We start from the raw sequence: 20,981 nt of genomic DNA, 5'->3' as shown, positions 1-20,981 counted from the left end.
CCACACTGCCCAGAACCGATGCCGCGAAGGTCGCGGAGGACGCCGACACCGCGCACACCTCGACGTCGAGCGGCCCCCGTTCGACCGCCTCGGCGATCTCCATGCGCCAGGTCGGCAAGTCCTATGGGAAGGTCCGCGCTCTCGACGGCCTCGACCTCGAGGTCGCCCGCGGGGAGGTCCACGGCTTCCTCGGCCCCAACGGGGCGGGCAAGTCGACGACGATCCGGATCCTGCTGGGAATCCTGCGCCACGATGCGGGACGCATACGCCTCCTCGGCGAGGATCCCTGGGCCCGCGCCGTCGCCCTGCATCGGCGTCTGGCCTATGTGCCCGGCGATGTGGAGCTGTGGCCGGGACTGACCGGTGGCGAGGCGATCGACCTGTTCGCGAGGCTGCGCGGCGGGGTCGACACGGCCAAGCGGGACGAACTGCTCGAGCGCTTCGAGCTCGACCCGCGGAAGAAGGGGCGCACCTATTCGAAGGGCAACCGGCAGAAGGTGGCGCTGATCTCGGCGCTGGCCTCCGATATCGAACTGCTCCTCCTCGACGAGCCGACGGCCGGTCTCGATCCGCTCATGGACGCCGTGTTCCAGGAGTGCATCCGCGAAGCCAAGGCGGCCGGTCGCACGGTGCTGCTCTCCAGCCACGTCCTCGCCCAGGTCGAGGCTCTGGCGGACCGGGTTTCGATCATCCGGGCCGGGCGCATCGTCGAGTCCGGGACGCTCTCGGAGCTGCGGCATCTGTCGCGGACGACGATCACCGTGCAGATCGACCGGGACATTCCGGCGCTGACGACGATGCCCGGGGTCCACGATCTCGTGCGGGAGGGGCCGCAGCTGCACTTCAGCGCCGAGACCGCGCAGCTTCCTTCGATCATGCGGGCGCTCGGCGAGCATGACATCGAGTCGCTGACCGCCACTCCCCCGACGCTCGAGCAGATCCTGCTGCGCCACTACGGCAGCCGCCCTGAAACCGAGGCGGGGTCATGAATCTCCTGGCTCGAGCCGACAGCCCTTACTCCGGACGCAGCGCCGGGCAGGCGCCTGCCCGGCTGCCGGGGCACCGCGGCAAGCACAAACGCGAACCCCGGGGCCGCCTCGGCGTAGGGAGTCTGACGGGGCTGGGCACGATGCTGCGTTTCATGCTGCGTCGGGATCGCCTGTGGCTGCCGCTGTGGGTGCTCGGTCTGAGCGCTCTCAGCGCCTATTTCGCGAACGCGATCGCCGTGGTGATGGACTCCGAATCGCTGCAGGCGATGACGGTCTTCGCGAAGAATCCCATCATGGCGCTCATCACGGGGCCGGGGTACGGGATGGACGAGGTGACGATTCCGCGCTTCATCGTCGGCATGTACGGGGTCTTCCTCATGCTCGGCGCCGCACTGATGTCGATTCTCACGGTGTCGCGGCACACTCGCGCGGAGGAGCAGTCCGGGCGAGCCGAGCTCGTCCGCGCGAACGTCACCGGGCGGCATACCCAGCTCATCGCCGCGCTCATCCTGAGCGTGATCATGAATGCCCTGGTCAGCGGGTTCATGGCGGTGGCCTTCCAGCTGTCCGAGGCCGCCCCGGAACCGCTGTCCTCGACGCTGCTGTTCACGATCGGAATCGGGGTTCTCGGCTGCGTGTTCGCCGCCGTGACCGCGGTGGCCGTCCAGCTCAGCGCCTTCTCCAGGGCGGCTTCGGGAATGGCCGGGGCGGTGCTGGCGATCAGCTTCGTCGTCCGCGGAGTCGGCGATATGTCGGCCGTGGCGGGCGGGGGCTCCGTGGGTTCGGGAGGCTCCGTGGGTGGGGATCTCGATTGGCTGTCGTGGCTGTCGCCGCTGGGTTGGGCGCAGCAGACTGCACCATTCACCCTCGACCGCTGGTGGCCGCTGCTGTACTCGCTCGGGCTCTTCGTCCTCCTTGCCGGCCTCGCTCTCACGCTGCAGACGAAGCGGGACCTCGGCGCCGGGATCATGGCCGAGCGTCTCGGTCGTGCCCATGCCTCGCCGCTCCTGACCGGCCCGCTCGGGCTCGCGTTCCGACTGCAACGTTCGGGACTGCTGTGGTGGTCACTGGGTCTGTTCGTGATGGGCGGGATCTTCGGTTCGTTCACCGGTGCGATGGACGAGGGCGCAGCCGGGATGCCCAAGGAAATTCTCGTTCTCATGGGCGGGAGGTCAGGCATCGTCGACGGCTACCTCGGATACATGGCGCTCTATTTCGCCATCATCGTGGCCGTCTATACGGTCATCGCGGCCGGCGGCCTGCGCGCGGAAGAACAGAGCTTCCACACCGAGCCGGTGCTCGCCGCCTCGGTCTCGCGGCCGGGGTGGCTGGGTTCGTGGGCTGCGGTCACACTGCTCGGTTCAGCCTGGCTGATGTTCTTGGCCGGTCTGGGCGAGGGGTTGGGAGCGGCTTCGTCGATGGGTGACTGGGGACTGCTCGGCCCGACCGTGCTCGGACATCTCTCGCAGACCGCCTCGGTGTGGGCCCTGCTCGGCTTCACCTACCTGCTGTACGGATTCGCCCCACGACTGATGGGGCTGAGTTGGGTCGTCTTCGGCGCCTCGGCGGTGCTCGCGCTCTTCGGCGGGCTGATGCAGCTCGACGACGCGGTCCTCGATCTGTCCCTGTTCACCCATATCGGCCAATATCCGGCCCAGGATCTCTCCGCCGAGGCGGTGCTGTGGTTGGCAGGGATCGCTGTGGTCTTCGTCGGGGCTGGGATGGTGGGGTTCCGGAGGCGGGATCTCGTCACGGCGTGAAGGCGGGTGGCACACGGACCCAAGACACGGTCCGAGTCGTGGAAGCCGCACGTTTCTCGCGCTCAGGCGAGATACCCGAACGCTCGAGCCCGGCTGAGCACTTCGGCTCGACTCGACACCCCGAATTTGCGATAGAGCGCGGACAGCCGATTCTTCACTGTTCCGGTGACCTGATGCAGCTCATCTGCGATCTCGGCGACGGAGAGACCGCGGCCCAGAAGGTCGATGAGCTGAGCCTCGCCCGCACTGAGCTGCGGCATCGTGGCAACGTCCACGGAGACCTGACCGATGGCACGCAGTCGAGAGATGAGCTCCGCGCGCGAATCGAAGGAGCCGGAGAACTCGGCCGCAGCTTCGGCCCATGCGCGTGCGTCCGCGGTGAGATCGATGAGACGATTGCGATCAATCAGCGGCAAAAGTGCGAGCGGGAGCATTGAACTCACCCACGCCGACAGGCTCACTGCCGTGGAGAAGTCGCTGCGTGCCGCATCTTCATCTCCGCGGCGCAGCTTGGCCGCTGCTCTGATGGCAGCGAGCTCAGCCCGGCTGCGCGGACTCAATGAGTGGTGATAGAACCAGGTGTCCGCGCATGAGATCGCCTCGTCGTTTCGACCGGCGACGAGCTTCGAACGGACGTCGAGGACGATACGGCCGTCACAGGCCGGGGAGAGCCGTTCACGGTCGATCTCGGCCCACCGCAGCTGTCCCAGAGCGATGAAGACCGTGCTGCGTCCGAGTGCGATCAGGTCCTTCTCCGCTTCTGACAGGACACCGCTGTCGCGGAATCGCTCCGCATCATCGTTGACGAAGAGCAGACCGGATTCTGCGTCCACGGACAGGACTGCCGAGATACGGGCGATGAACGGCAGGTAGACCCACAGCGTCCGCATCTCAGGGTAGGCGGAGAGTGCGTCGAACTCGGCTTCGGCCCGATCAAGATCGAGTCGGTCCAGTGCCCGCAGCGCCGAGGCGATGCGCAGGGGCGGAGTCACCAGTTCATCGATGATGACAGTCGGCGGCGCATCCGAATGCGTGGCTGCCGGTTTCACTTCGGAACCTGCGCGGCTGAACCCCGACGGGGCATCGGACTCCGCCAGTTGCGCATCGGCCCTCTCATAGTCTCCACTGACCGCCGCGATGAGGGCGGTCCAAGCGATGATCGACGGCAGAAGAAAGTCGCCGTCTACGTGGCCGGCTCGGGCGGGGCCCTCGATCTCATTGAGCACGGACAGAGCACGCCGAGGTTGAGCTGCGTGGTGGAGGGCGATCGCGGTGAGGAGACGCACGACGGATCGTGCGCGTACGCTGCGTATCTTCGCTGCGGCGCGAATACCCATTTCCGCGGCTTCATCGTGACGTCCGGAATCGGCCAGCCCGATCAGCTGCCGGACAGTGCCGATGGCGTCGACCGTCGTCTCACCCGGACGCGCTTCCTCCTCTTCCACGTTCGGTTCCGAATCCCCGAGTTTCCCCGGCAGTCGTGACCTCAGCATTCCCGGGCCGGTATGTCTGATCACGGCGGCCCGAATCCGAGCCGGGGTGTCATCCGCGGCATCAGCCGTGATGTCGTCTGCGAGCGTCCCGAAGAACTCAAGGCCGGGCCGGCCGGTGCGCGCCTTGAGCGGCAGAACTCGAAGAACGGTGCAGGCGGTCCGCGGAGTGAGCAGGAACATCGGTATGCCCACCGCCTCGCACACCCGCAGGAGCTGGGACCAATGGCCGCCGTTCCTGGCCAGAAGCAGCACGTCGCCGAGGAGCTCCGGTTCGACCATGCCTGCGGATTCCATGTGCTCGATCAGCACCTCGAGAAGAGCGGCGACCACGGACGCTGCACCCACTTCGGCCCGGAGATCGAGTCGCAGCTTGGCCGCGATGAGAGTCGGGACCTGCAGCAGCGTCCCCCGCGCCGAATCCTCAGATCGAGTGAGGATGCCGCTGGAGCGAAGCCGGATCAGCACCCCTTCGGGATCGTGGATCCCGATCCCGCCGAGGAGGTCGTCAGCCACAGCGGTCAGCGCCCGAACAGCGGTCGTCTCTGACACAGCGCTGAGTTGAGCGAGCACCGAAGCCGCCGCTGTGTCACCGGAGCCCAGCGCAAGTGACAGCCGCGGACAGAGCTCGACGACCCAATCGGCGAAGACAGACGATTCGGGATCCACGGAGACCCCTGCGGCAGCAGCGGCGCGGAGGACCGCCTCGGCGAAACGAGCACGACCGGCACATTCAGTCCAGAGCCGGCGGCAGAGGTCGGTGTCGGCCGGGGCGGCCCCTGAGGCTTCGAGTTCGACGATGAAGTCGCCCAGGCTGAGGCGAGGATCCTGCGGCTCACCCCCAGCGGTCGAACTCATGGCCATCCATCCTTCCGCCTGGCGGATCAAGCCCGCTTCGTGTTCGTCGACGTACATCTCAACTCCCCCGCTCCTCCCCAACCTGACCCGACTGCTCCATCAGCCCATCGGCTGCGGTCCGTCTCGGACTTCCAATGTGCCCGCTCAGCAGACGATTGTGTGCCCCGCCACGCCTCTTCTGCGGTAGTCCGCCATGGGAATGCGGGTGCACGAACCGCTGGGGAGCATCCATCCTGGTACCGTCGAAATCAGCGGAGGCCGATCGTGGTCTGCTGCTTCACTATCGCTGTTCTCATGTCTGCCCAGGACCGTCTGCCCAGGTTCGTCTGCCCAGGACGCTGGCCTCTGTCGCGGAGATGACCACGCACATGCCGAGGTCGGTCCAATCCCCGACAGCAGCGATTGCGAGCCCTGAAGAATTGCCGAACGTCGGCAGCGAGGTGTGCCCATGTGGCTGCACCTGCTGCCCGGAGATGAGGAACAGAGAAGCATGGCTGATGCGCTGAAGCAACTGGTCCGACCAGATGAGCCGCCGACACCGTCGTATGTCCTCGACCTCCCGGTCCTTGAAGAGCAGGTCGCCGGTTTTCGCCGTGCGCTCGACCGTCACTGGCCGAACGCCATACTGTCGTACTCGTTCAAGACCAATTCCCTGCCCTGGCTGCTCTCGTTCATGCACAGACGTGGGGTCTGGGCCGAAGTGGTCTCGGACTCCGAGTACGAATTGGCGCTTGCAGTCGGTTTCTCACCTGACCGGATCGTCTTCAACGGTCCGGTCAAAGGCCGTGATCGTCTCCGGCAGGCACTGCTCCACGGGACCGTGATCAATCTGGATTCGAAGCGGGAGGTCCGCTGGGCGGCCGAACTGGCGGCGGAAGAGTCGGACCGTGTGCTGCGTGCAGGATTGCGAGTGAACTGGGATCTTGATGTCCGCTGCCCCGGAGAGAACACCGTGGCGGGGACCAGCAGCCGTTTCGGGTTCAATGCTGAGAACGGGGAGCTCGATCAGGCGATCACCACACTGGAGTCCGCTGGAGTGCACGTCACCGGCCTCCATATGCACAGGAACTCGCGCACGCAGAGCCTCGAGGTCTTCCGCGCCGCAGCGGCGGTGGCCGCAGAGGTCATCACCTCTCATCAGCTTCGCCTCGATTGGATCGATATCGGCGGTGGGTTCTTCAACAGTCCTGGAGGGAGCCCGACTTTCGGTCAGTATGTGTCTGCCATCCGGAAAGAACTCGATGGCACGATCGACGTCGAACAGACTCGACTGATCGTTGAGCCCGGAGGGTCGCTCATTGCCGTTCCCTTCGAATTCCACGCACAGGTGATCGATGTGAAGAAGATCGGAGGCCAACGCTTCGTCATCACCGATGCGAGCCGGACCGACATCGATCCGCAGTTCCGGCGCGAGAAGGAATTCGGACTCCGTCTTGAAACGGCATCGACGGAGTCCGCTCCTGAGCAGGTGGTCTGCGGATTCACCTGCATGGAGAATGACCGGCTGACCGTCCTCAAAGACGCCCCGCTGCTGGGCGAAGGCGATCGGATCGTCTTCGAGCGGGTGGGCGCCTACACCATGTCCTATCAGTCGTCATTCATCGAGTTTCCGCCCGCGGTCTTCGTCCGTCACGGTGAGTCCTTGGAACAGGTCAGGAGAAGGGGCACCGCAGAAGACTGCTTGAGAGGAAACATCTGGTCAGAATCGGCTTAGCCGAGCACCGCGAAGACTTCAGGCCCGGCCGAGCACCATGAAGTCGTCTCCTCGGGCCGAGGTGAGTCCGGGTTCACACCGCAGCAGGGACGGATCATCGTCCCACCCGACCAACGTTCTGACGATGTCAGCGGGGACATCGGCTCCGGCGAGATGACAGAACGGGTAGCCTCCTCCGAAACGCGGATTGACGTCGATGATGAGCGGCTCACCGTCGGCTGCCTCTTTGAAATCGACGTCGATGGGACCAACCGGTGTGAGGACTCTGCCGAGAGCAGCCAGGGAGGCCGCGAATCGTTCAGCGGGCACCGTTGTGGCGACGTCTGTGTCTCCGTTCCGCATGCGATCCTTGCGGCGTGCCAGCACTCCGCGCAGCTCTCCGGTCCCGTGCAGCGAAAAGATTCCGTCGACACCGTATTCGTTGCCCGGCAACTGTTCTTGGATGATCACTGCGTCGAGACCGGCCGAACTCGTTCTGCCATCCGGGTTCTTCGCGGATTGCGCCGACTCGTCGACAGCCGCGCGAAGAGTCTTCGCGGAGGCGAGTCCCAAACCTGCCGAACCACTGCCGAACCGATGCTTGACGACGAAGTCGCCGCTGGGGTTCGCGCTGATCGCCTGCTCGGCTTCGCTGCCCAGCCACGTCGTGGGAGTCGGGATGGCACAGTCATGGAGAGTCACAGCCATGAGGCGTTTGTCGAGGACGATCTTCTGGGCAGCCGAGCCGAGGGAGGCCACCGTGCATCCGAGTTCCCGGAGATCATCGGCAAGACCATCCGCAAGGATCTGCAGTTCATAGTCATTGAGCGAGATGAAGAGGTCAGGAGACTCGCTTCGGGCCCACTCCAGCACTGCACTCCGATACTCCGGTGAGTTGTATGCGGGCAGGATCACGCCGCAGTCTGCTGCTGCCAACGTCGGCGCCGATGACCGATACTCCAACGCGATCACCTCACCCCGAATGCCCTGCGAGGCCAGAGCATCCTTGAACCAGCTCACATAGTGCGCTCGATAGGCGGCGGAGGCGATGGCGATTGTGAGGGGCTCGGTGACAGTCATGGGCAGTCCTTCATTCGCTGTGGATCGAAGTTCGCGGGAGCGAACACCCTGGCGGAGTGCGCCGCCCCTGCGTTGCGAAGGACACGTAGGAGGGAAAGATCTGCGCCGGGGAATAGAACGTGACCGCCCAGAGCAGAAGCAGTGCTGCGATCCGGGCGTACATGCGCACGATCCAAGTGTGGAATCCTGCCCAGACGATGTCTCCGACACCGCCGAGCAGCGAGGCGAAGAACACGAAGTACAGCAGGTCGCGCGGACTCTGTGCCGCTCTCCGATAGCTGCGGACCGTCCACATATCGATGCGGTCAAGCATCAGAGCGAGCAGCGGGACCCCGATGACCAGTCCAAGTGCGCCGAAGTTCCACCACAGGTCGCCGTAGATGGAGGCGACAGTGGAGAACCCGGTCCCGTAGAGTTCCGGGTCGGTGAGTGCCGCGAGTTCATAGCCGATGGCTTCGGGGATCCAATGCGGGACCAGGTCGTCGGGCAGCGCGGATCGCAGCGGAGACAGAAGAGAGGCACCGAGGGTGGGCAGGCGTCCCAGTTCGGAGTCGTGGATCAACGAGCCGAAGTTGCCGATGGCCACGAACATGGATGACAGTCCGGTGTCGTTGCCGTAGTCCCCGCTCAATGACACCTCGTATTCTTTCCTCCAGGCCCCCAACCCCGCCAAGAGGATGGGCGCGAGGATGACACCCACGGTCTTCATCCAGCGCCGTCCGTAGCGGAGGAAGAAGACATAGGCGAGGGCCAAGATGAGAGCGATCGCTCGCAGTCTGCCCGTACCGGAGATGATCAGCGTCGGGTAGGTCACGAGTGCGCCGAGCACGAGGACGATGTTCCACACACTCTGCAGACCCTTCGGGCTCAGCAGCGTCGCGACACAGATGAGCAGGATGGCTGAGAACCCGACCCCGTCGAGCACGGGCTCGAGGCGGTCACCGAGGACCGCTGCGACTGTGAGTACGACGGCGCCGGTGCCCTGCGCCCACTGCACGGTTCGCAGCGGCAGCACCACCGGCTCTGGGCGTCCTGTCGAGTCTGATCGCAGGCACAGCGCTCCGATGCCGATCTGTGTGAGAGTGCTGGCGAACAGTGCCGCATTGAGGTAGACCTCGGGGCGGGCTCCTTCGATGAAGTAGGGGTCAGGGATGACGAGCAGTCCGCTGATCCCGACGATGGCGGCACTGGAGGCCATGAAGTAGCCGGGCATCGTGATGCGGTCACGACCGAGGAGCACGAACAGCGTCATTCCATGAACGAACGAGACGATCGACATCACCTCGCTGGAGACGTTCACGACGGAGGCGTCTGTCGAGAACCACAGACGAGCAACGATGACGACGAAGAGGCAGGCAGCCGTGAAGACGATGACGAAGAGCGGAGCATGGACGGGCGGATCCGAGTCAGCGGGGCGATCGGCTGACAGCTTCTTCTCCACCAGTGTCAGGGACACGACCATCCACCTCCTGCCACTCTCTCTGCTGTATGGACCACCAGGTGCTCAGTCATCGCCGGCAGCCCACAGCCCGTGCGATGCCGAATGTCGACTTCGGCTGCGTCCCGGCAGACTCTCCGTCAGTTCGTCCACAGCTGCGCGAACATCCGGTTCGACGGCTGAGACGTCTGCACGCTGTTCCGATGCGCGCGCTCGACGGCGCAGACGACGTCGTGGCGCTGCCGTTTCATCAGTCTGCGGGACCCGTGCGGCATAGGCGTCTCTGTAGATCTGCGAATAGGTGGTGCTGTCGGTCTTCGGCATTCCGTTGAGCACTACGCCGAGGAGGCGCCGATCGACGAGCTGGAGCTTCCGCAGTGCGTGCGACATCTGCGTCCGGCGGACGGTTCCGCTGCCGGCAACGAAGATCGTCCCGGATACCTTCCGGGCGAGCGCGGCAGCGTCTGTGGCCGCCAGTAGCGGAGCTGAGTCGACAATGACGACGTCATACCGAGCTGCGGCTTCATCGAGGAAGGCCGTCATCTGGTCGCTGTCGAGGAGTTCAGCGGGGTTGGGCGGAATCTGACCGCTGGCCAGGACAGTGAGGTTCGGCAGTTCCACGGGCTGAACCACATTGTCCAGATCGGAATCGCCGATGAGCACCGTTGACAGTCCTGCTCCTCCTTCGAGCCCCAGATAGTTGTGCAGTGAGGGATCCCGCAGGTCGGCATCGACGAGAAGGACATTGCAGCCGGCACGGGCGAGCGCGGCAGCGAGGTTGATGGACGTCACCGACTTCCCCTCTCCTTTCACCGATGAGGTCACGAGCAGTGAGCGACTCGTCTCGCCCAATTCGAGGAACCGCAGATTGGATCGCAGTTCCCGATAGGACTCGGACTGATCATCTTCAGTTCCGTACTGCGAAACGAGGGTGTGGTCGTCTCCTGCCGTCATCCGGGCCACGGTGCCGATGACCGCTGCATCGGTCAGAGCCTCGACATCGCTGCTCTTGCGGACTCTGTTGTCGAGGAGATCTCGCAGCACAGCAGCGAGGAGTCCGGCAAGCAGTGCGGCAAGCAGACCGAGGACGAAGTTCTGCACCAGGTTCGGTGACGCCGGACTGCTCGGAGCGGTGGCGGGGGTGACGACCGTGAGTTGGACGGTTGCGGGTCCACTCGCCGTTTCGAGCTCCGCCACCTGCGTCCGGAGACTCGCTGCAACTGCGTTCGCCAGGTCTGCCGAGGATCGGGCGTCGCCGGCCTGAGCCGTGATCGAGATGAGAAGGGTGTCTTCTGGAACCGTGGCTGAGACTCGTTGCGCGAGTTGTCCGGCATCGGTGGTCAGTCCAAGCGAGTCGATCGCCGGATCGAGGACGATCGGAGTGGTCACCAGGTCGGCATAGGTGGAGATCTGTTGGCGCGCATAGTCGGCGGCAGCGGAGCGGTCCGCAACAGAGCTTCCGGGGTCCGTGCGCACGAAGACGTTCGCCGATGCCGCGTAGGTCGGCGGCTGCAGTGCAGTCACCCCACCGACGGCGGCCAAAACTAGAAGAACCGTCGACAATGCGGCAACCCACCGCTCGCGGAGAATTGTGAGATAACGCTGAACGCTCATGATCGGCCTTTTCCATTGAAGGGATTCTGATGGTTGTCTGTTGGGCTCACGGCTCTGCTCCGGTGGAGCAGGCTGGGGTGTGCGAGTTCAGCTGGCATCGAGGACCACCTCACCCAGTCGTTCATAGGTCACGGCACGGTCGAACCGTTCTTCGGCCATGCGGCGGGATCCGCGTCCGCGTTCGGCCAGCTGCCTGTCGGTCGCCATCTCCACCAGGGCATGGGACATGGATTCGATGCTCGGATCACAGCTGATGCCGGCACCGTAGTCCTCGAGGAGGTCGCGGTATTCTTCGCATTCCTGAGAATTGACCACGGGCAGGCCTGCCGCCGCGTAGTCACCGATCTTGTTGGTAATGGACTGTGCGGCCCCGGCGACAATGGGATTCATCGCAATATCGCAGCCGCGCAGGCGGGCAACCATCTCCGGGAATTCGAGTCGTCCGTAGAAGATGACTTCGTCCGGCAGATCGGCCATTTCACGCCTCCATTGGCTTTCGAACGGCCCGGTGCCCATGACGTGCAGCCGCATGGGGATGCCATCGTGGTTCAGCCTGCGGACAGCACCGAAGACGGTGGGCAGATCATAGCTGTGGCCCAGGGTCCCGATATAGGCGAGTTCGACGTATCCGTCGTCGCTCGGTCGCTCTGTTGTGAATCGGTCGAAGCGGCTGAGATCCGTTCCCAGGTAGACGGTGCTCACTGCTGATTCGTCCCCGCGTGCATCGGCGACTCGGCTCGAATAGGTCTCGGAGACGGTGATCACTGCGTCGGCTGCCCGGTAGATCCGTTCGGCCGTTCGGCGCAGAGGCGCGAACAGAGGACGACCTGCCCACTGCGGTCTGAGCACCATTTCGAAGGCCTCTGGCCACAGGTCCTGGACATCGATGACGAATCGTACTCCGTGCCGTTCGGCAAACTCGGCGGCGACCTGCGCGACCTCGAGAGAGGGGACGGCACAGTAGACGACATCAGGGACTCTGCGCTGTTGCAGATACTCGCCGAGTCTCTTGGCCAGCACACGATGGCTGCGCAGACGTCCGATGGACACATTGCCGCGGTAGTCCGGTTCAGCCAGGTACGTCGTCAGATACTGCGGGTTCCGGATGAGAGTGAGGTCCCGCTGCGACTTCGACAGGTGATGGAAAGACGAAGTGACGAGTTCCACCTGCGCTCCACGCCGGGCGAGTATGCTCGCCAAGGCGTCGAAACGGTCATTGGGGTGGCGTCCACCGCCGGTGAAATGAGCGATCATCAGGATGTCCATGGGTTCATTTCCTCGTCTCGTCTGTGAATCGGTCGGTCGTCTCGGGGGCAGACTCCTCGGTCGCCGCCATCAGCGCGGGTGTCTCTGCGTCGCTTACCGCACCACCCGGCTCGCAGTCCGGTGGTTGTGCTCGCATCATTGACTCACGTCTGCTGCGTAACACTCTGGCAAGGGCGATCGCACCGGCCGCAGCGCAGACGCTGTAGCCGATGATCGATCCGTAGGCCGCGCCGAGCATCCCGAAGGGCGGAATCAGAGCGAGGTAGGCCAGCAGCGAGGCTGCGGTGCCGATGATCTCAACGATCGACACGGTTCCCGGCGCGTCCGCGGCGATGAGCAGTCCCTGTTGGACACGTGTGAGGCCGAATACGATGGCAGACACTGCGAGGGGAATGATCACAGTAGTCGCCGGAAGGTAGGACTCCGGGAGGACGAAGAGGATCATGGCCCAGGCTGCGGTCCCGAGCAGCCCGGCGAAGACGGCGAGCAGGAGGAGGCTTCCGCCGATGAGCCTGACGACGGGGAGCGGACGCGATGCGAACGACGTCGACCAGCTGCGCAGGGAGGCATCCACCCACTGCTGCACCGGCCAGGTGGCCATCTCCAGGACAGTGGCCACGGTGACGTAGAGGCCGAGCGCCGCCGAACTGCTCAGCATGGGCAGCAGCAGTCGATCCGAGCGAAGCATTGCAGTGTTGCTGAAATCCGAGGGCAGCAGGACCAGGCCGCGGCGGCGCAGTCCCCGACTCTCCGCCCGCGACGGGGCCGCGGGCTTCCACGACTTGGGCACGAGGAACAGCAGCGCCACGGCCGGCAGCGCCGAGGCGGCGTAGGCCCACATCCACAGCACCGGATCGTCCACTTTGAAGAGCACCAGCAACATGGCACCGATGACGATGATGACCTGAGTGGCGACCGCATTGACCGTGAACCATTTCCACTCACGGCTGCAGACATAGGCGACGCGCAGTGCCCGCACCAAGGAATTGAGTGCGACATAGCCGGCGATCGCAATGACGCCCAGCCACAGCCAGTCGGTGCTGAATGGCGAGAACATGGCGGCAAGGACCACGACCGGCAGGATGCAGAGAGTTCCCGGTGTCACCATTTTGGAGAAGACTCGGTACTCGGTGCCGAATCCCCCGGACCGTGCCGCGATGAAGGGGCGTTCGAGGCCCATGATCGCAAAGACCGAGAGAAAGTACGCAAGCTGCAGTGCGAATGCGAGATCACCGCGCCCGGCGGGGCTGAGCACGAAAGCGGCCAGCAGGTTCACTGCCACGGCGCCGCCGGCGGCCAACACCTGCGATGCGACCAGCACCGCGGCGGCGAGCTTGGCGCCGCTGAATCGGTCACGTACGTTCATCGCCGGGGTCCTTCTCTCCGGTGAACGTCGGCATCGTATCGAATCCGCCTTTGTTGATGCCCTGTCTGGCCAGCACGGTCTGCACCGTCTGCAGCAGAATGTGCAGGTCGAGACGCAGGCACCGGCGGTCGACGTACTCCACATCGAGGCGGAACTTGTCATCCCAGTCGAGCTCATTGCGGCCTCGCACCTGTGCCAGGCCGGTGATTCCCGGCAGAGTCTCGTGCCGTCGCGATTGCTCCGGCGTATAGCGCTCGAGATATTCGACCCGCAGCGGTCGCGGTCCGACGAGGCTCATATCGCCCCGGAGAACGTTCCACAGCGAGGGCAGCTCATCGAGACTCGAAGCCCGCAGAAACCGTCCGAGCCGGGTCAGGCGCTGGCCGTCGGTGACATGCTTGTCGTCCGGATGGAGCATGGTCCGGAACTTGAGGATCTCGAAGATCTCCTCCCCTCGCCCCGGACGAGGCTGGCGGAAGACCACCGGCCGACCGTGCACGGCGAGGACGACCACAGCGACCCCCGCTTGCACCGGTGCCGTCACAATGATGCCGAGCGCACTGGCACAGACATCGATCGTCCGCTTCACCGTGTCATACGGCCGCCTCCGGCATACCACGGTCGGGTGACCTCGCCGTCGGCTCGGCGTCGTCGGATCGATCTTGCCCATCATTCTCCCTCCCCGAGGTTGAGCGCCCTTTGGAACAGAGCCGCGACCCCTTCGACCGCGGGAGCGAGCTGGAGCGCCGATCGGGCGTAGGTGTCACGATCGCAGCCGTAGGGATCGATGACATCGTCAACCGTGACCTGTTTCGGTGACCGGCGCCGGCTGCGTCGCCTTGCGGCTGCTCCGACTGCGGCGCGCAGGCGCGCGGCCCTGTCTGCTGTTGGCCCGCCGCCTTCGCTGATGATGTCGGCGTCGCGAGTCACCGCTGCGAGGCTGGCGAGTTCACGGATCGTGAAGGTTCTGCGGATGATTCGCGGATTGAGTTCGACCATTTCCCGCCTATGATCCCGTGTCATTACGAGGACGAGGTCGGCATCGCCGAGAACCTGCTCGCTCACCTGCTTCGTGCGACGGGTACGGATCTCCTCGACGCCCATGTAACCGGCGATCTCTCGCACCTCCTCCGGAATCAGCCACCCCGAGGCGGCCCGTGTCCCGGCCGACCGCAGACGGATCTCGGAGACGTCGGCGAATCTCTTTGCGAGCACCAGCTCTGCGATGCGCGACCGACAGATGTTGCCGGTGCAGACAGCGAGCACATGGAACGTCTGAAGTGTCACTGCTCCTCCGTACTCTGCGTCGTCACCTTTGCGTCAGCAGCAACCGCCGACAGCGGATCCACTTCGAACTTGCCCATGAACCTGTCCTTTCACACTGCGGAACCATTGCGCGCAGGACTGCTGTCGATGATTGCGACCGACGACACCGGCGAGCTCTCAAAGACTCTTCTGCACCGTTCTGACCAGCTCGGAAAGCTCGGCATTTCGGGTTTCACGCTACCGGCACGGAAGGAGATCGGACCGGGGCTCCACATGAGCCTGCGGTGACCCGCAGTGACCCTGCGGTGACCCGCTTGAACGGGTCTGGAGCGGAGCGGATCCTGGTTCGTTGTCTCAGAGGCGGATAGGCTTCTGAGTACCAGGCCGACGACGGCCGTTCCAAGGTGCAGTTTTCTTCGCTCCGAGGAGACATACGCCCAGAGCTCGCACTGCGCTGAGCGATTGCAGGAGGACCACATGACGTCGATTCCAGCCACAGTCGTGATCGGCTCCGCCGGCCGCCGCCTGTATCTCATCGATTGGTTCCGGCAGGCCTTCGACACACTCGAGATCGACGGTCGAGTGGTCGTGACTGAGAACGACACAACGAGTTCGTCCGCGACTTACGGCGACATCGGCACAATCATGCCGAAGTACTCGGACCCTGCTTATGAGACCGCCCTGTTGGATCTCATCGCCGACCTCGAACCGCAGCTGTTCATCTCCGTCAACGACTATGAGCTCCTTCATCTCCACGTGAATACGGACCTCGCGGACCGAATGCGACAGTCAGGAGTGCTCGTCCCCGGTGTGTCCGCCGAATGGCAGCGCGGCTGCGTCGACAAGTTGCGGATGGCGCAGATGCTCACCGCGATCGGCGTGCGAACTGCCCCGACGGTCACCGGCGGAGACGGCCCAGGACTGTCGGCACTTGCATCGTGTACCGATGACGTCGTCGTCAAACACCGTTTCGGCAGCGGCTCGTCTGGTCTCGCAATCGTGCCCGCTGGTCGGGCAGAAGAAGCTGTGGCCGAATCGCTGCTCTCCGCACCTGCGAAATCGGGCGGTGAGCCGACTGCCGACGACGTCGTGGTCCAACCCAGGCTCTCCGGCACTGAACACGGTGTCGATATCGTCGGTGCGCTTCATGCCCCCGGTGGCCTCGCGGCTGTCCTTGCCCGACGCAAGCTGCGGATGAGAGCGGGCGAGACGGACAAAGCGGTGACGGTGGATCCTGCCCCGTTCGCCGCGAATTCGGCTCTCATCGCGGAAGCGGCTGGGCTCACCGGACTCATCGATGTCGACATGTTCCTCGACGAGGAGGGACGCAGCACTGTCATCGACATCAATCCGCGCTTCGGCGGAGGGTATCCGTTCGTGCATCTCGCCGGAGCCGATGTCCCGCTGTACTGTCTGGCCCAGGCCATGGGCAGAGACGTCGGGCTCGAGTGGAGTCGCTATGAGCCCGGCGTTGTCTCGGCGAAATACGAAAGCATTCGAGTCGCGGGAAGGGTTCCGGTGACTCCTACCAGTTCAGTTGAGTGATCGGGCCCTGAACAGACGCTCTGGATTGGGAATTTCGTTGACGAAGCTCTGACGCTTACCGGACCCGACGACGAGTTGCTGCGAATCATAGATGAAGTCACAGCGCACGATGTCTCCGACGCAGTCGTCGAGGATGCTGCGAAGACGGAACTCGAGGGTTGCGGATCGGGGCGCATTGAGCACCCAGGTAAACGTCCCGATATCGTTCTGACGAAGCTGGAACTGTCGGATCTCCTGGACCTGGTCAGCACGTTCCATCATTCCCATATGCAGGATCCTCTGAGGCGCCTCTGCGGTACCACCGATGCAGAAATCCCGATTGCGCCCACCGAGCTCCTGCAGTATGCCGGGAATCGTCGCACCGGCGTCATCGACACCGAACCGCCCGATGTCGCCTGTGTCATACCGGATATAGGGCGAAGCACGATTGAACAGGTCAGTGACCACAATTCGTCCGATTCCGCCCGGCGGTGCCGGGCGGTCCGAGTCCAGGTCCAGGATCTCGAAATGGAAGGTCGCAGTGTTGAGCCGATAACGGGTCAGCGCGCCGTCCGAGATTCCGAAGATCCCATTCTCGGTATTGGAGTACCTCATAGCGAGATCAACTCCTGCTTGGGTGCGGATGAGTTCGTTCACTGAGCTGGTAGCGGGCTCACCGATTCCGAGCACTGCGCCGATGACTCCTTCTGCGAACTCGATGTCGTACCTGCGAAAGCCCTCGAAGAGCGCATCCAGATAGGAGCACAGCGCAACGACGATGGTGCCGCGTCGGCGCTTCAGCCATCGAGCGATCCCCCGAATGCTCCGCTCATCGTGCTCTCCGCTGTACATCCGCTTGCCTTGTAGGAAATACACCAGCTTGGATGTGGCCGAAACGTCGAACCATGTCGTGCCGTGGAGGGTCGGAGCAAACGGGTCGGCGCCGAGGAATCGAAAAGCAGCCACCATTTCGGCTCTGTGATGAGAGATCCGGTCGGCATCGAAATAGGAATCGTAGAGTACACCAGAAGTCCCTGACGAATAACGGCTTGCTAGGTTGTCAGCACTCACCCTCTCATCGAAGAACTGAGAACGGTCCGCCACCATCATCGGTTTTGTGACCACCGGCAGCGACTCGAAACCCTCGCCCTTCACGTTCTGATAGAAGGGCACATGAGTGCGAGCATGGTGCGCGATCTGTTCCAATGCTTCAGAGGATGAACGGGATGCGGGATTGTTCAGAGTCGAATAGACCTCTTCGACGACTGACGGTGAGACTCCGTTCGGCAGCATCTGAGCCGCGAATCGGCGGGCTGTGGACAACATGAGGTTTCCCTTCTCCTCTTCCAGTATCTGTGTCAGGTTGCGTTGGCGCGTTGGGGAAGTCGAGTGTGGGACCGTCTGCCACGGAACTGGGTCACGGTGCAGCTCCATCGACGGCTGCGCCTCGAAGCTCGAAGTACGCAGTCACAATGGAAATGACACGATCGATGTCGGCATCGGTCATCGTCGATCCGCTCGGCAGGTTGAGGCCGGTGGAGAAGATGCGTTCGGAGATCTCTCCGCCGTACATCGGTGCCTCGGCGAAGACCGGCTGCAAGTGCATCGGCTTCCACAGCGGTCGGGTTTCGATATCGTGTTCGGCCAGCCAGGCTCCCAGCTCGGCTGCACTGAATCCGGTCCGACGCTCGTCCACGAGGATCGCCGTCAGCCAGGCATTGTCGCGGTGGTCGTTGTCGTTGCCGAACACAGAAACCCCCTGAACGGCAGCGATTGTGTCGCTGTAGCGTCGACGGATCTCTCGGCGACGATCGACCATTGCGTCGAGCCGGGTCAGCTGCGCCCGTCCGAGAGCGGCGAGCAGATTGCTCAGCCGATAGTTGAACCCGATCTCCCGGTGTTCGTAGTGGGCCACCGGCTCCCGGGCCTGGGTCGAGAGGAAGCGGGCGTATTCTGCCAAGCGGGAATCGTCGGTGAGCAGTGCTCCACCACCCGAGGTGGTCATGATCTTGTTGCCGTTGAATGACACGATCGCGGCGTCTCCGAAGCTGCCGCAGGTGGCAGCTCCATAGCGGGATCCCAGCGATTCTGCGGCGTCGACGAGGACGGGGACGTCGAATTCGGCCGCGATCGGCAGGATCCGGTCGTAGTCGGCAGGCCGTCCGAGCAGGTCGACCGGGACGATTGCCGCCGGCTTCCTCCTCCCTCGTATCGAGTTCTTCAAAGCCCGGTGCAGCTGTGCCGGATCCATGTTTCCGTCCGAGGAGCAGTCGACGAATACTGGTTCGGCTCCGCAATAGGTGATGGCGTTCGCCGTTGCGGCGAATGTCATCGTCGACGTGACCACCAGGTCTCCCGGTCGCACTCCGAGACCGAGAAGGCCGAGGTGGAGTGCCGCCGTGCCGGATGAGAGCCCAACCGCATAAGAGACTCCGACTCTTGCCGCAAGCTCGGTCTCGAACGCTTCGAGGTCCGGACCGACAGGTGCTATCCAGCCGCTGCGAAACGCGCGCAACAGGAATTCCTCTTCGAGGTCCCCGACGTCGGGGCCCGACAGCAGGATCCGGCTGGCAGCCGGAACAGGCTGAGGCTCCGGTGCGGTCTGCGGCGTCATCGGTGCTGCGTCTAAGATGGTCATGGCCTGACCTCGTCCGAAATCAATGTGGCCGGTTCCGGCAGGAGGGCGGACCCGCCGACGGGTTCTCTGCGGTCCACTTGATGACCGAGTTCCGGCTGACTGCGGCAGCTCCGATTGCAGAACTCGTCGATGACACTTCTCTCAGCCATGTCCACGGGCAGATCGGCAGGGGAGAGCTCCGGCGCTTCGACCCGGCTGATCTTGTCGTGGATGCGGATGACGGTGCCTTCGTAGTCTCCGAAGAGCTCCTCATCGAGCTTCTCGCCTTCGCGCAGCCCCGTATAGACGATCTCGGTATTCTGATTCGACATCGCGACCAGGCTGCGCGCGATGTCGACGATGCGCACCGGTTCGCCCATGTCGAGAACCATGACGTAGCCGTCTTCGCCGATCGTCGCCGCCTGCAGCACCAGCTGGCAGGCCTCCGGGATCGTCATGAAGAAGCGTCGGACCTCCGGATCGGTGACCGTGATCGGACCGCCCTGTCTGATCTGCTCCTGAAACGACAGGAGCACCGATCCGCGCGAACCGAGGACGTTGCCGAAGCGGACCGAGAGATATGTGCCCGGCGACTTCGCTGCGAATCCGCTGACCAGTCGTTCGGCGATCCGCTTGCTCCGGCCCAGTTCACTCGTCGGTGCGGCGGCTTTGTCCGTCGAGATGTTGACGAAGGTTTCGACTCCGACAGCATGCGCGGCTTCGAGGACGTTGAGAGTGCCATGGACATTCGTCTTCCAGGCCTCCTCAGGGAACCGCTGCAGCATCGGCAGATGCTTGAGTGCGGCCGCGTGGAAGACGATCTCCGGCTTCGCCTCGGCGAAGATATGGTCAAGTGCGCTCCGGTCGCGGATGTCGGCGAGCACGGTATTCGGCGACATCAGCAGCGCCGAACCATAGAGCGTGAGTTCGACTCCATGCAGCGCGGTCTCATCCCGATCGAGCATGACGAGACTCTCAGGGTGGAGAGCGAAGAGCTGCCGGCAGAGTTCGCTGCCGATCGATCCCCCTGCTCCGGTGACGAGCACACGCTTGCCGGCCACCTTCTCGGCGATCTCTGCCAGATCGGTGTGCACCGGGGCACGGCCGATGAGGTCTTCGACCTTGATATCGCGGATATCGCCGATCTCGACCTTTCGAGTGACCATCTCTGCCAGCGGAGGAATCGTTCTCAGCCATTTTCCTGTCGGCTGCAGTCGATCACGGCAGGTCTGCAGGAACTCCGCTTGGGAATCGGCGATCGCGACGATGACTCCGGCGACATTGAGCCATCTGGCCACCTCGGCGATGTCCTCACTCGTCCCACGGACACGAACCCCGTGGATACTCAAATGGCGTTTGTGCGGGTCATCATCGATGAGCCCGACAGGAAGATAGGCGCCATCAGGGCCGGAGAGCATCTGTCGAATGAGGGACTCGGCAGCGGCACCGGCACCGACGACGAGCACTCGCTCACCCTGCAGCGGGCGCGTTGCGATCTGGTGGGACCAGCGGACGAGGTAGCGGCTGCCGGTCATGAAGATGACGGCGGAGAACACGGTGAGCAGAACGAACGGAGAATCCCCCAAGGTGACAGCCATCAAACCGCACGCGATGATCAGAGCGATGATGGCGATGCCGCCGTATTCGGCGAAGCTGCCGTAGTGGTAGCGGCTGCGGTAGAGACCGATGAGCAGACCGAGGAGCAGCTGCAGAATCACTGCGACCGTGGCTGCGGAGGCGAATTCGACTGCGCCGACGGCACCTGTGCCCATGGCGGCCGAAGCGATTAATCCGGCAAGAGCCCATGTCGCGATGTCGAAGACCAGTTGGAATCTGGCCTTGCCCCTCCAGATCCGCGTTGCCAGCCGCGCCGCCCGTGTCGCGCCGGAGTTCACCGTGGCTGGCGGGGCCGCACCCACGGCGCCCGTGCGGGTGAGTGGATTCGGATGTTCTGACACAGTCATCGTGATCTCCCATGCTCGACTGATCCGGCCCAGTCGTTGTGGCTGCCGGGCATCGT

At 63.8% G+C, this 20,981-nt stretch carries 16 protein-coding genes; 5 read left to right on the top strand and 11 right to left on the bottom strand.

What is annotated here, in order from left to right; translation table 11 throughout:
• Nucleotides 1-101: 101 nt before the first annotated feature.
• Both ACH82I_RS13105 and ACH82I_RS13100 read left to right on the top strand, forming a co-directional pair.
• Nucleotides 102-989, top strand: coding sequence for an ABC transporter ATP-binding protein (locus ACH82I_RS13105; RefSeq protein WP_413336764.1), 888 nt, complete (start codon nt 102-104; stop codon nt 987-989).
• Entirely contained in the window at nt 986-2,749 is a 1,764-nt protein-coding gene (locus tag ACH82I_RS13100) for an ABC transporter permease (protein ID WP_413333203.1), read from the top strand. Before ACH82I_RS13105 ends, ACH82I_RS13100 begins: the two co-directional genes overlap by 4 nt.
• A 62-nt stretch (nt 2,750-2,811) precedes the next feature.
• Here the strand turns inward: ACH82I_RS13100 and ACH82I_RS13095 are convergent, their stop codons facing one another.
• Complete coding sequence (locus tag ACH82I_RS13095) at nt 2,812-5,097, bottom strand: response regulator transcription factor (RefSeq protein ID WP_413333201.1); 2,286 nt, start codon at nt 5,095-5,097, stop codon at nt 2,812-2,814.
• Nucleotides 5,098-5,587: 490 nt separating this feature from the next.
• On the opposite strand from ACH82I_RS13095, the gene ACH82I_RS13090 reads away from it, so the two are divergent.
• The gene (locus ACH82I_RS13090) at nt 5,588-6,811 is read left to right on the top strand and encodes a hypothetical protein (RefSeq protein WP_413333199.1); all 1,224 of its coding nucleotides are present in this window, start codon (nt 5,588-5,590) and stop codon (nt 6,809-6,811) included.
• 18 nt (nt 6,812-6,829) lie between these two features.
• On the opposite strand, the gene ACH82I_RS13085 is transcribed toward ACH82I_RS13090, so the two are convergent.
• The 7 genes from ACH82I_RS13085 to ACH82I_RS13055 all read right to left on the bottom strand — a co-directional run bounded on the left by ACH82I_RS13085 (nt 6,830) and on the right by ACH82I_RS13055 (nt 14,841).
• Nucleotides 6,830-7,870 carry an ATP-grasp domain-containing protein gene (locus ACH82I_RS13085; protein ID WP_413333197.1) on the bottom strand — a complete coding sequence of 347 codons (1,041 nt, stop codon included), beginning with the start codon at nt 7,868-7,870 and terminating at the stop codon, nt 6,830-6,832.
• Between the two features lie 10 nt (nt 7,871-7,880).
• Entirely contained in the window at nt 7,881-9,326 is a 1,446-nt protein-coding gene (locus ACH82I_RS13080; protein WP_413333195.1) for an O-antigen polymerase, read from the bottom strand.
• Nucleotides 9,327-9,374: 48 nt separating this feature from the next.
• A complete protein-coding gene (locus tag ACH82I_RS13075; protein ID WP_413333193.1) occupies nt 9,375-10,922 on the bottom strand; it encodes a polysaccharide biosynthesis tyrosine autokinase in 1,548 nt (515 codons plus the stop codon).
• An 87-nt stretch (nt 10,923-11,009) separates the two neighbouring features.
• Nucleotides 11,010-12,188 carry a glycosyltransferase family 4 protein gene (locus ACH82I_RS13070; protein WP_413333191.1) on the bottom strand — a complete coding sequence of 393 codons (1,179 nt, stop codon included), beginning with the start codon at nt 12,186-12,188 and terminating at the stop codon, nt 11,010-11,012.
• A gap of 4 nt (nt 12,189-12,192) precedes the next feature.
• Nucleotides 12,193-13,554: a lipopolysaccharide biosynthesis protein gene (locus ACH82I_RS13065; RefSeq protein WP_413333190.1), complete on the bottom strand. Its 1,362-nt coding sequence runs from the start codon at nt 13,552-13,554 to the stop codon at nt 12,193-12,195.
• A complete protein-coding gene (locus ACH82I_RS13060) occupies nt 13,541-14,143 on the bottom strand; it encodes a sugar transferase (protein ID WP_413333188.1) in 603 nt (200 codons plus the stop codon). Before ACH82I_RS13060 ends, ACH82I_RS13065 begins: the two co-directional genes overlap by 14 nt.
• Before the next feature lie 80 nt (nt 14,144-14,223).
• The gene (locus tag ACH82I_RS13055) at nt 14,224-14,841 is read right to left on the bottom strand and encodes a low molecular weight phosphatase family protein (protein ID WP_413333186.1); all 618 of its coding nucleotides are present in this window, start codon (nt 14,839-14,841) and stop codon (nt 14,224-14,226) included.
• A 69-nt stretch (nt 14,842-14,910) separates the two neighbouring features.
• Here ACH82I_RS13055 and ACH82I_RS13050 point away from each other — a divergent pair, with 69 nt between their 5' ends.
• On the top strand, nt 14,911-15,108 hold the full coding sequence (locus tag ACH82I_RS13050) for a hypothetical protein (protein WP_413333184.1): 198 nt from the start codon (nt 14,911-14,913) through the stop codon (nt 15,106-15,108).
• Nucleotides 15,109-15,297: 189 nt separating this feature from the next.
• Nucleotides 15,298-16,365, top strand: a complete 1,068-nt coding sequence (locus ACH82I_RS13045; protein WP_413333182.1) for an ATP-grasp domain-containing protein — start codon at nt 15,298-15,300, stop codon at nt 16,363-16,365.
• On the opposite strand, the gene ACH82I_RS13040 is transcribed toward ACH82I_RS13045, so the two are convergent.
• From ACH82I_RS13040 to ACH82I_RS13030, 3 genes are all read right to left on the bottom strand, one after another.
• On the bottom strand, nt 16,354-17,670 hold the full coding sequence (locus tag ACH82I_RS13040) for a hypothetical protein (protein ID WP_413333180.1): 1,317 nt from the start codon (nt 17,668-17,670) through the stop codon (nt 16,354-16,356). The genes ACH82I_RS13045 and ACH82I_RS13040 overlap by 12 nt on opposite strands.
• A 91-nt stretch (nt 17,671-17,761) precedes the next feature.
• Nucleotides 17,762-18,982 (bottom strand): DegT/DnrJ/EryC1/StrS family aminotransferase, encoded by a 1,221-nt coding sequence (locus tag ACH82I_RS13035; RefSeq protein WP_413333178.1) that lies wholly within the window; start codon nt 18,980-18,982, stop codon nt 17,762-17,764.
• Nucleotides 18,979-20,925 carry a polysaccharide biosynthesis protein gene (locus tag ACH82I_RS13030; protein WP_413333176.1) on the bottom strand — a complete coding sequence of 649 codons (1,947 nt, stop codon included), beginning with the start codon at nt 20,923-20,925 and terminating at the stop codon, nt 18,979-18,981. The genes ACH82I_RS13035 and ACH82I_RS13030 overlap by 4 nt, the downstream gene beginning before the upstream one ends.
• Between the last annotated feature and the right edge of the window lie 56 nt (nt 20,926-20,981).

Origin of the sequence: Brevibacterium sp. GP-SGM9 (assembly GCF_047300845.1) — a bacterium.
Classification (GTDB): Bacteria; Actinomycetota; Actinomycetes; order Actinomycetales; family Brevibacteriaceae; genus Brevibacterium.
The sequence above is the reverse complement of the archived record's forward strand: the minus strand, read 5'-3'. Positions and strand labels throughout refer to the sequence as shown.

Excerpts from the sequence above, each read along its gene's own strand:
- ACH82I_RS13040 (WP_413333180.1), bottom strand. The coding sequence starts at position 17,670 with ATGTTGTCCACAGCCCGCCGATTCGCGGCTCAGATGCTGCCGAACGGA.
- ACH82I_RS13065 (WP_413333190.1), bottom strand. The coding sequence starts at position 13,554 with ATGAACGTACGTGACCGATTCAGCGGCGCCAAGCTCGCCGCCGCGGTG.
- ACH82I_RS13105 (WP_413336764.1), top strand. The coding sequence starts at position 102 with ATGCGCCAGGTCGGCAAGTCCTATGGGAAGGTCCGCGCTCTCGACGGC.
- ACH82I_RS13070 (WP_413333191.1), bottom strand. The coding sequence starts at position 12,188 with ATGGACATCCTGATGATCGCTCATTTCACCGGCGGTGGACGCCACCCC.
- ACH82I_RS13085 (WP_413333197.1), bottom strand. The coding sequence starts at position 7,870 with ATGACTGTCACCGAGCCCCTCACAATCGCCATCGCCTCCGCCGCCTAT.
- ACH82I_RS13075 (WP_413333193.1), bottom strand. The coding sequence starts at position 10,922 with ATGAGCGTTCAGCGTTATCTCACAATTCTCCGCGAGCGGTGGGTTGCC.
- ACH82I_RS13030 (WP_413333176.1), bottom strand. The coding sequence starts at position 20,925 with ATGACTGTGTCAGAACATCCGAATCCACTCACCCGCACGGGCGCCGTG.
- ACH82I_RS13035 (WP_413333178.1), bottom strand. The coding sequence starts at position 18,982 with ATGACCATCTTAGACGCAGCACCGATGACGCCGCAGACCGCACCGGAG.
- ACH82I_RS13090 (WP_413333199.1), top strand. The coding sequence starts at position 5,588 with ATGGCTGATGCGCTGAAGCAACTGGTCCGACCAGATGAGCCGCCGACA.
- ACH82I_RS13095 (WP_413333201.1), bottom strand. The coding sequence starts at position 5,097 with ATGAGTTCGACCGCTGGGGGTGAGCCGCAGGATCCTCGCCTCAGCCTG.
- ACH82I_RS13045 (WP_413333182.1), top strand. The coding sequence starts at position 15,298 with ATGACGTCGATTCCAGCCACAGTCGTGATCGGCTCCGCCGGCCGCCGC.
- ACH82I_RS13100 (WP_413333203.1), top strand. The coding sequence starts at position 986 with ATGAATCTCCTGGCTCGAGCCGACAGCCCTTACTCCGGACGCAGCGCC.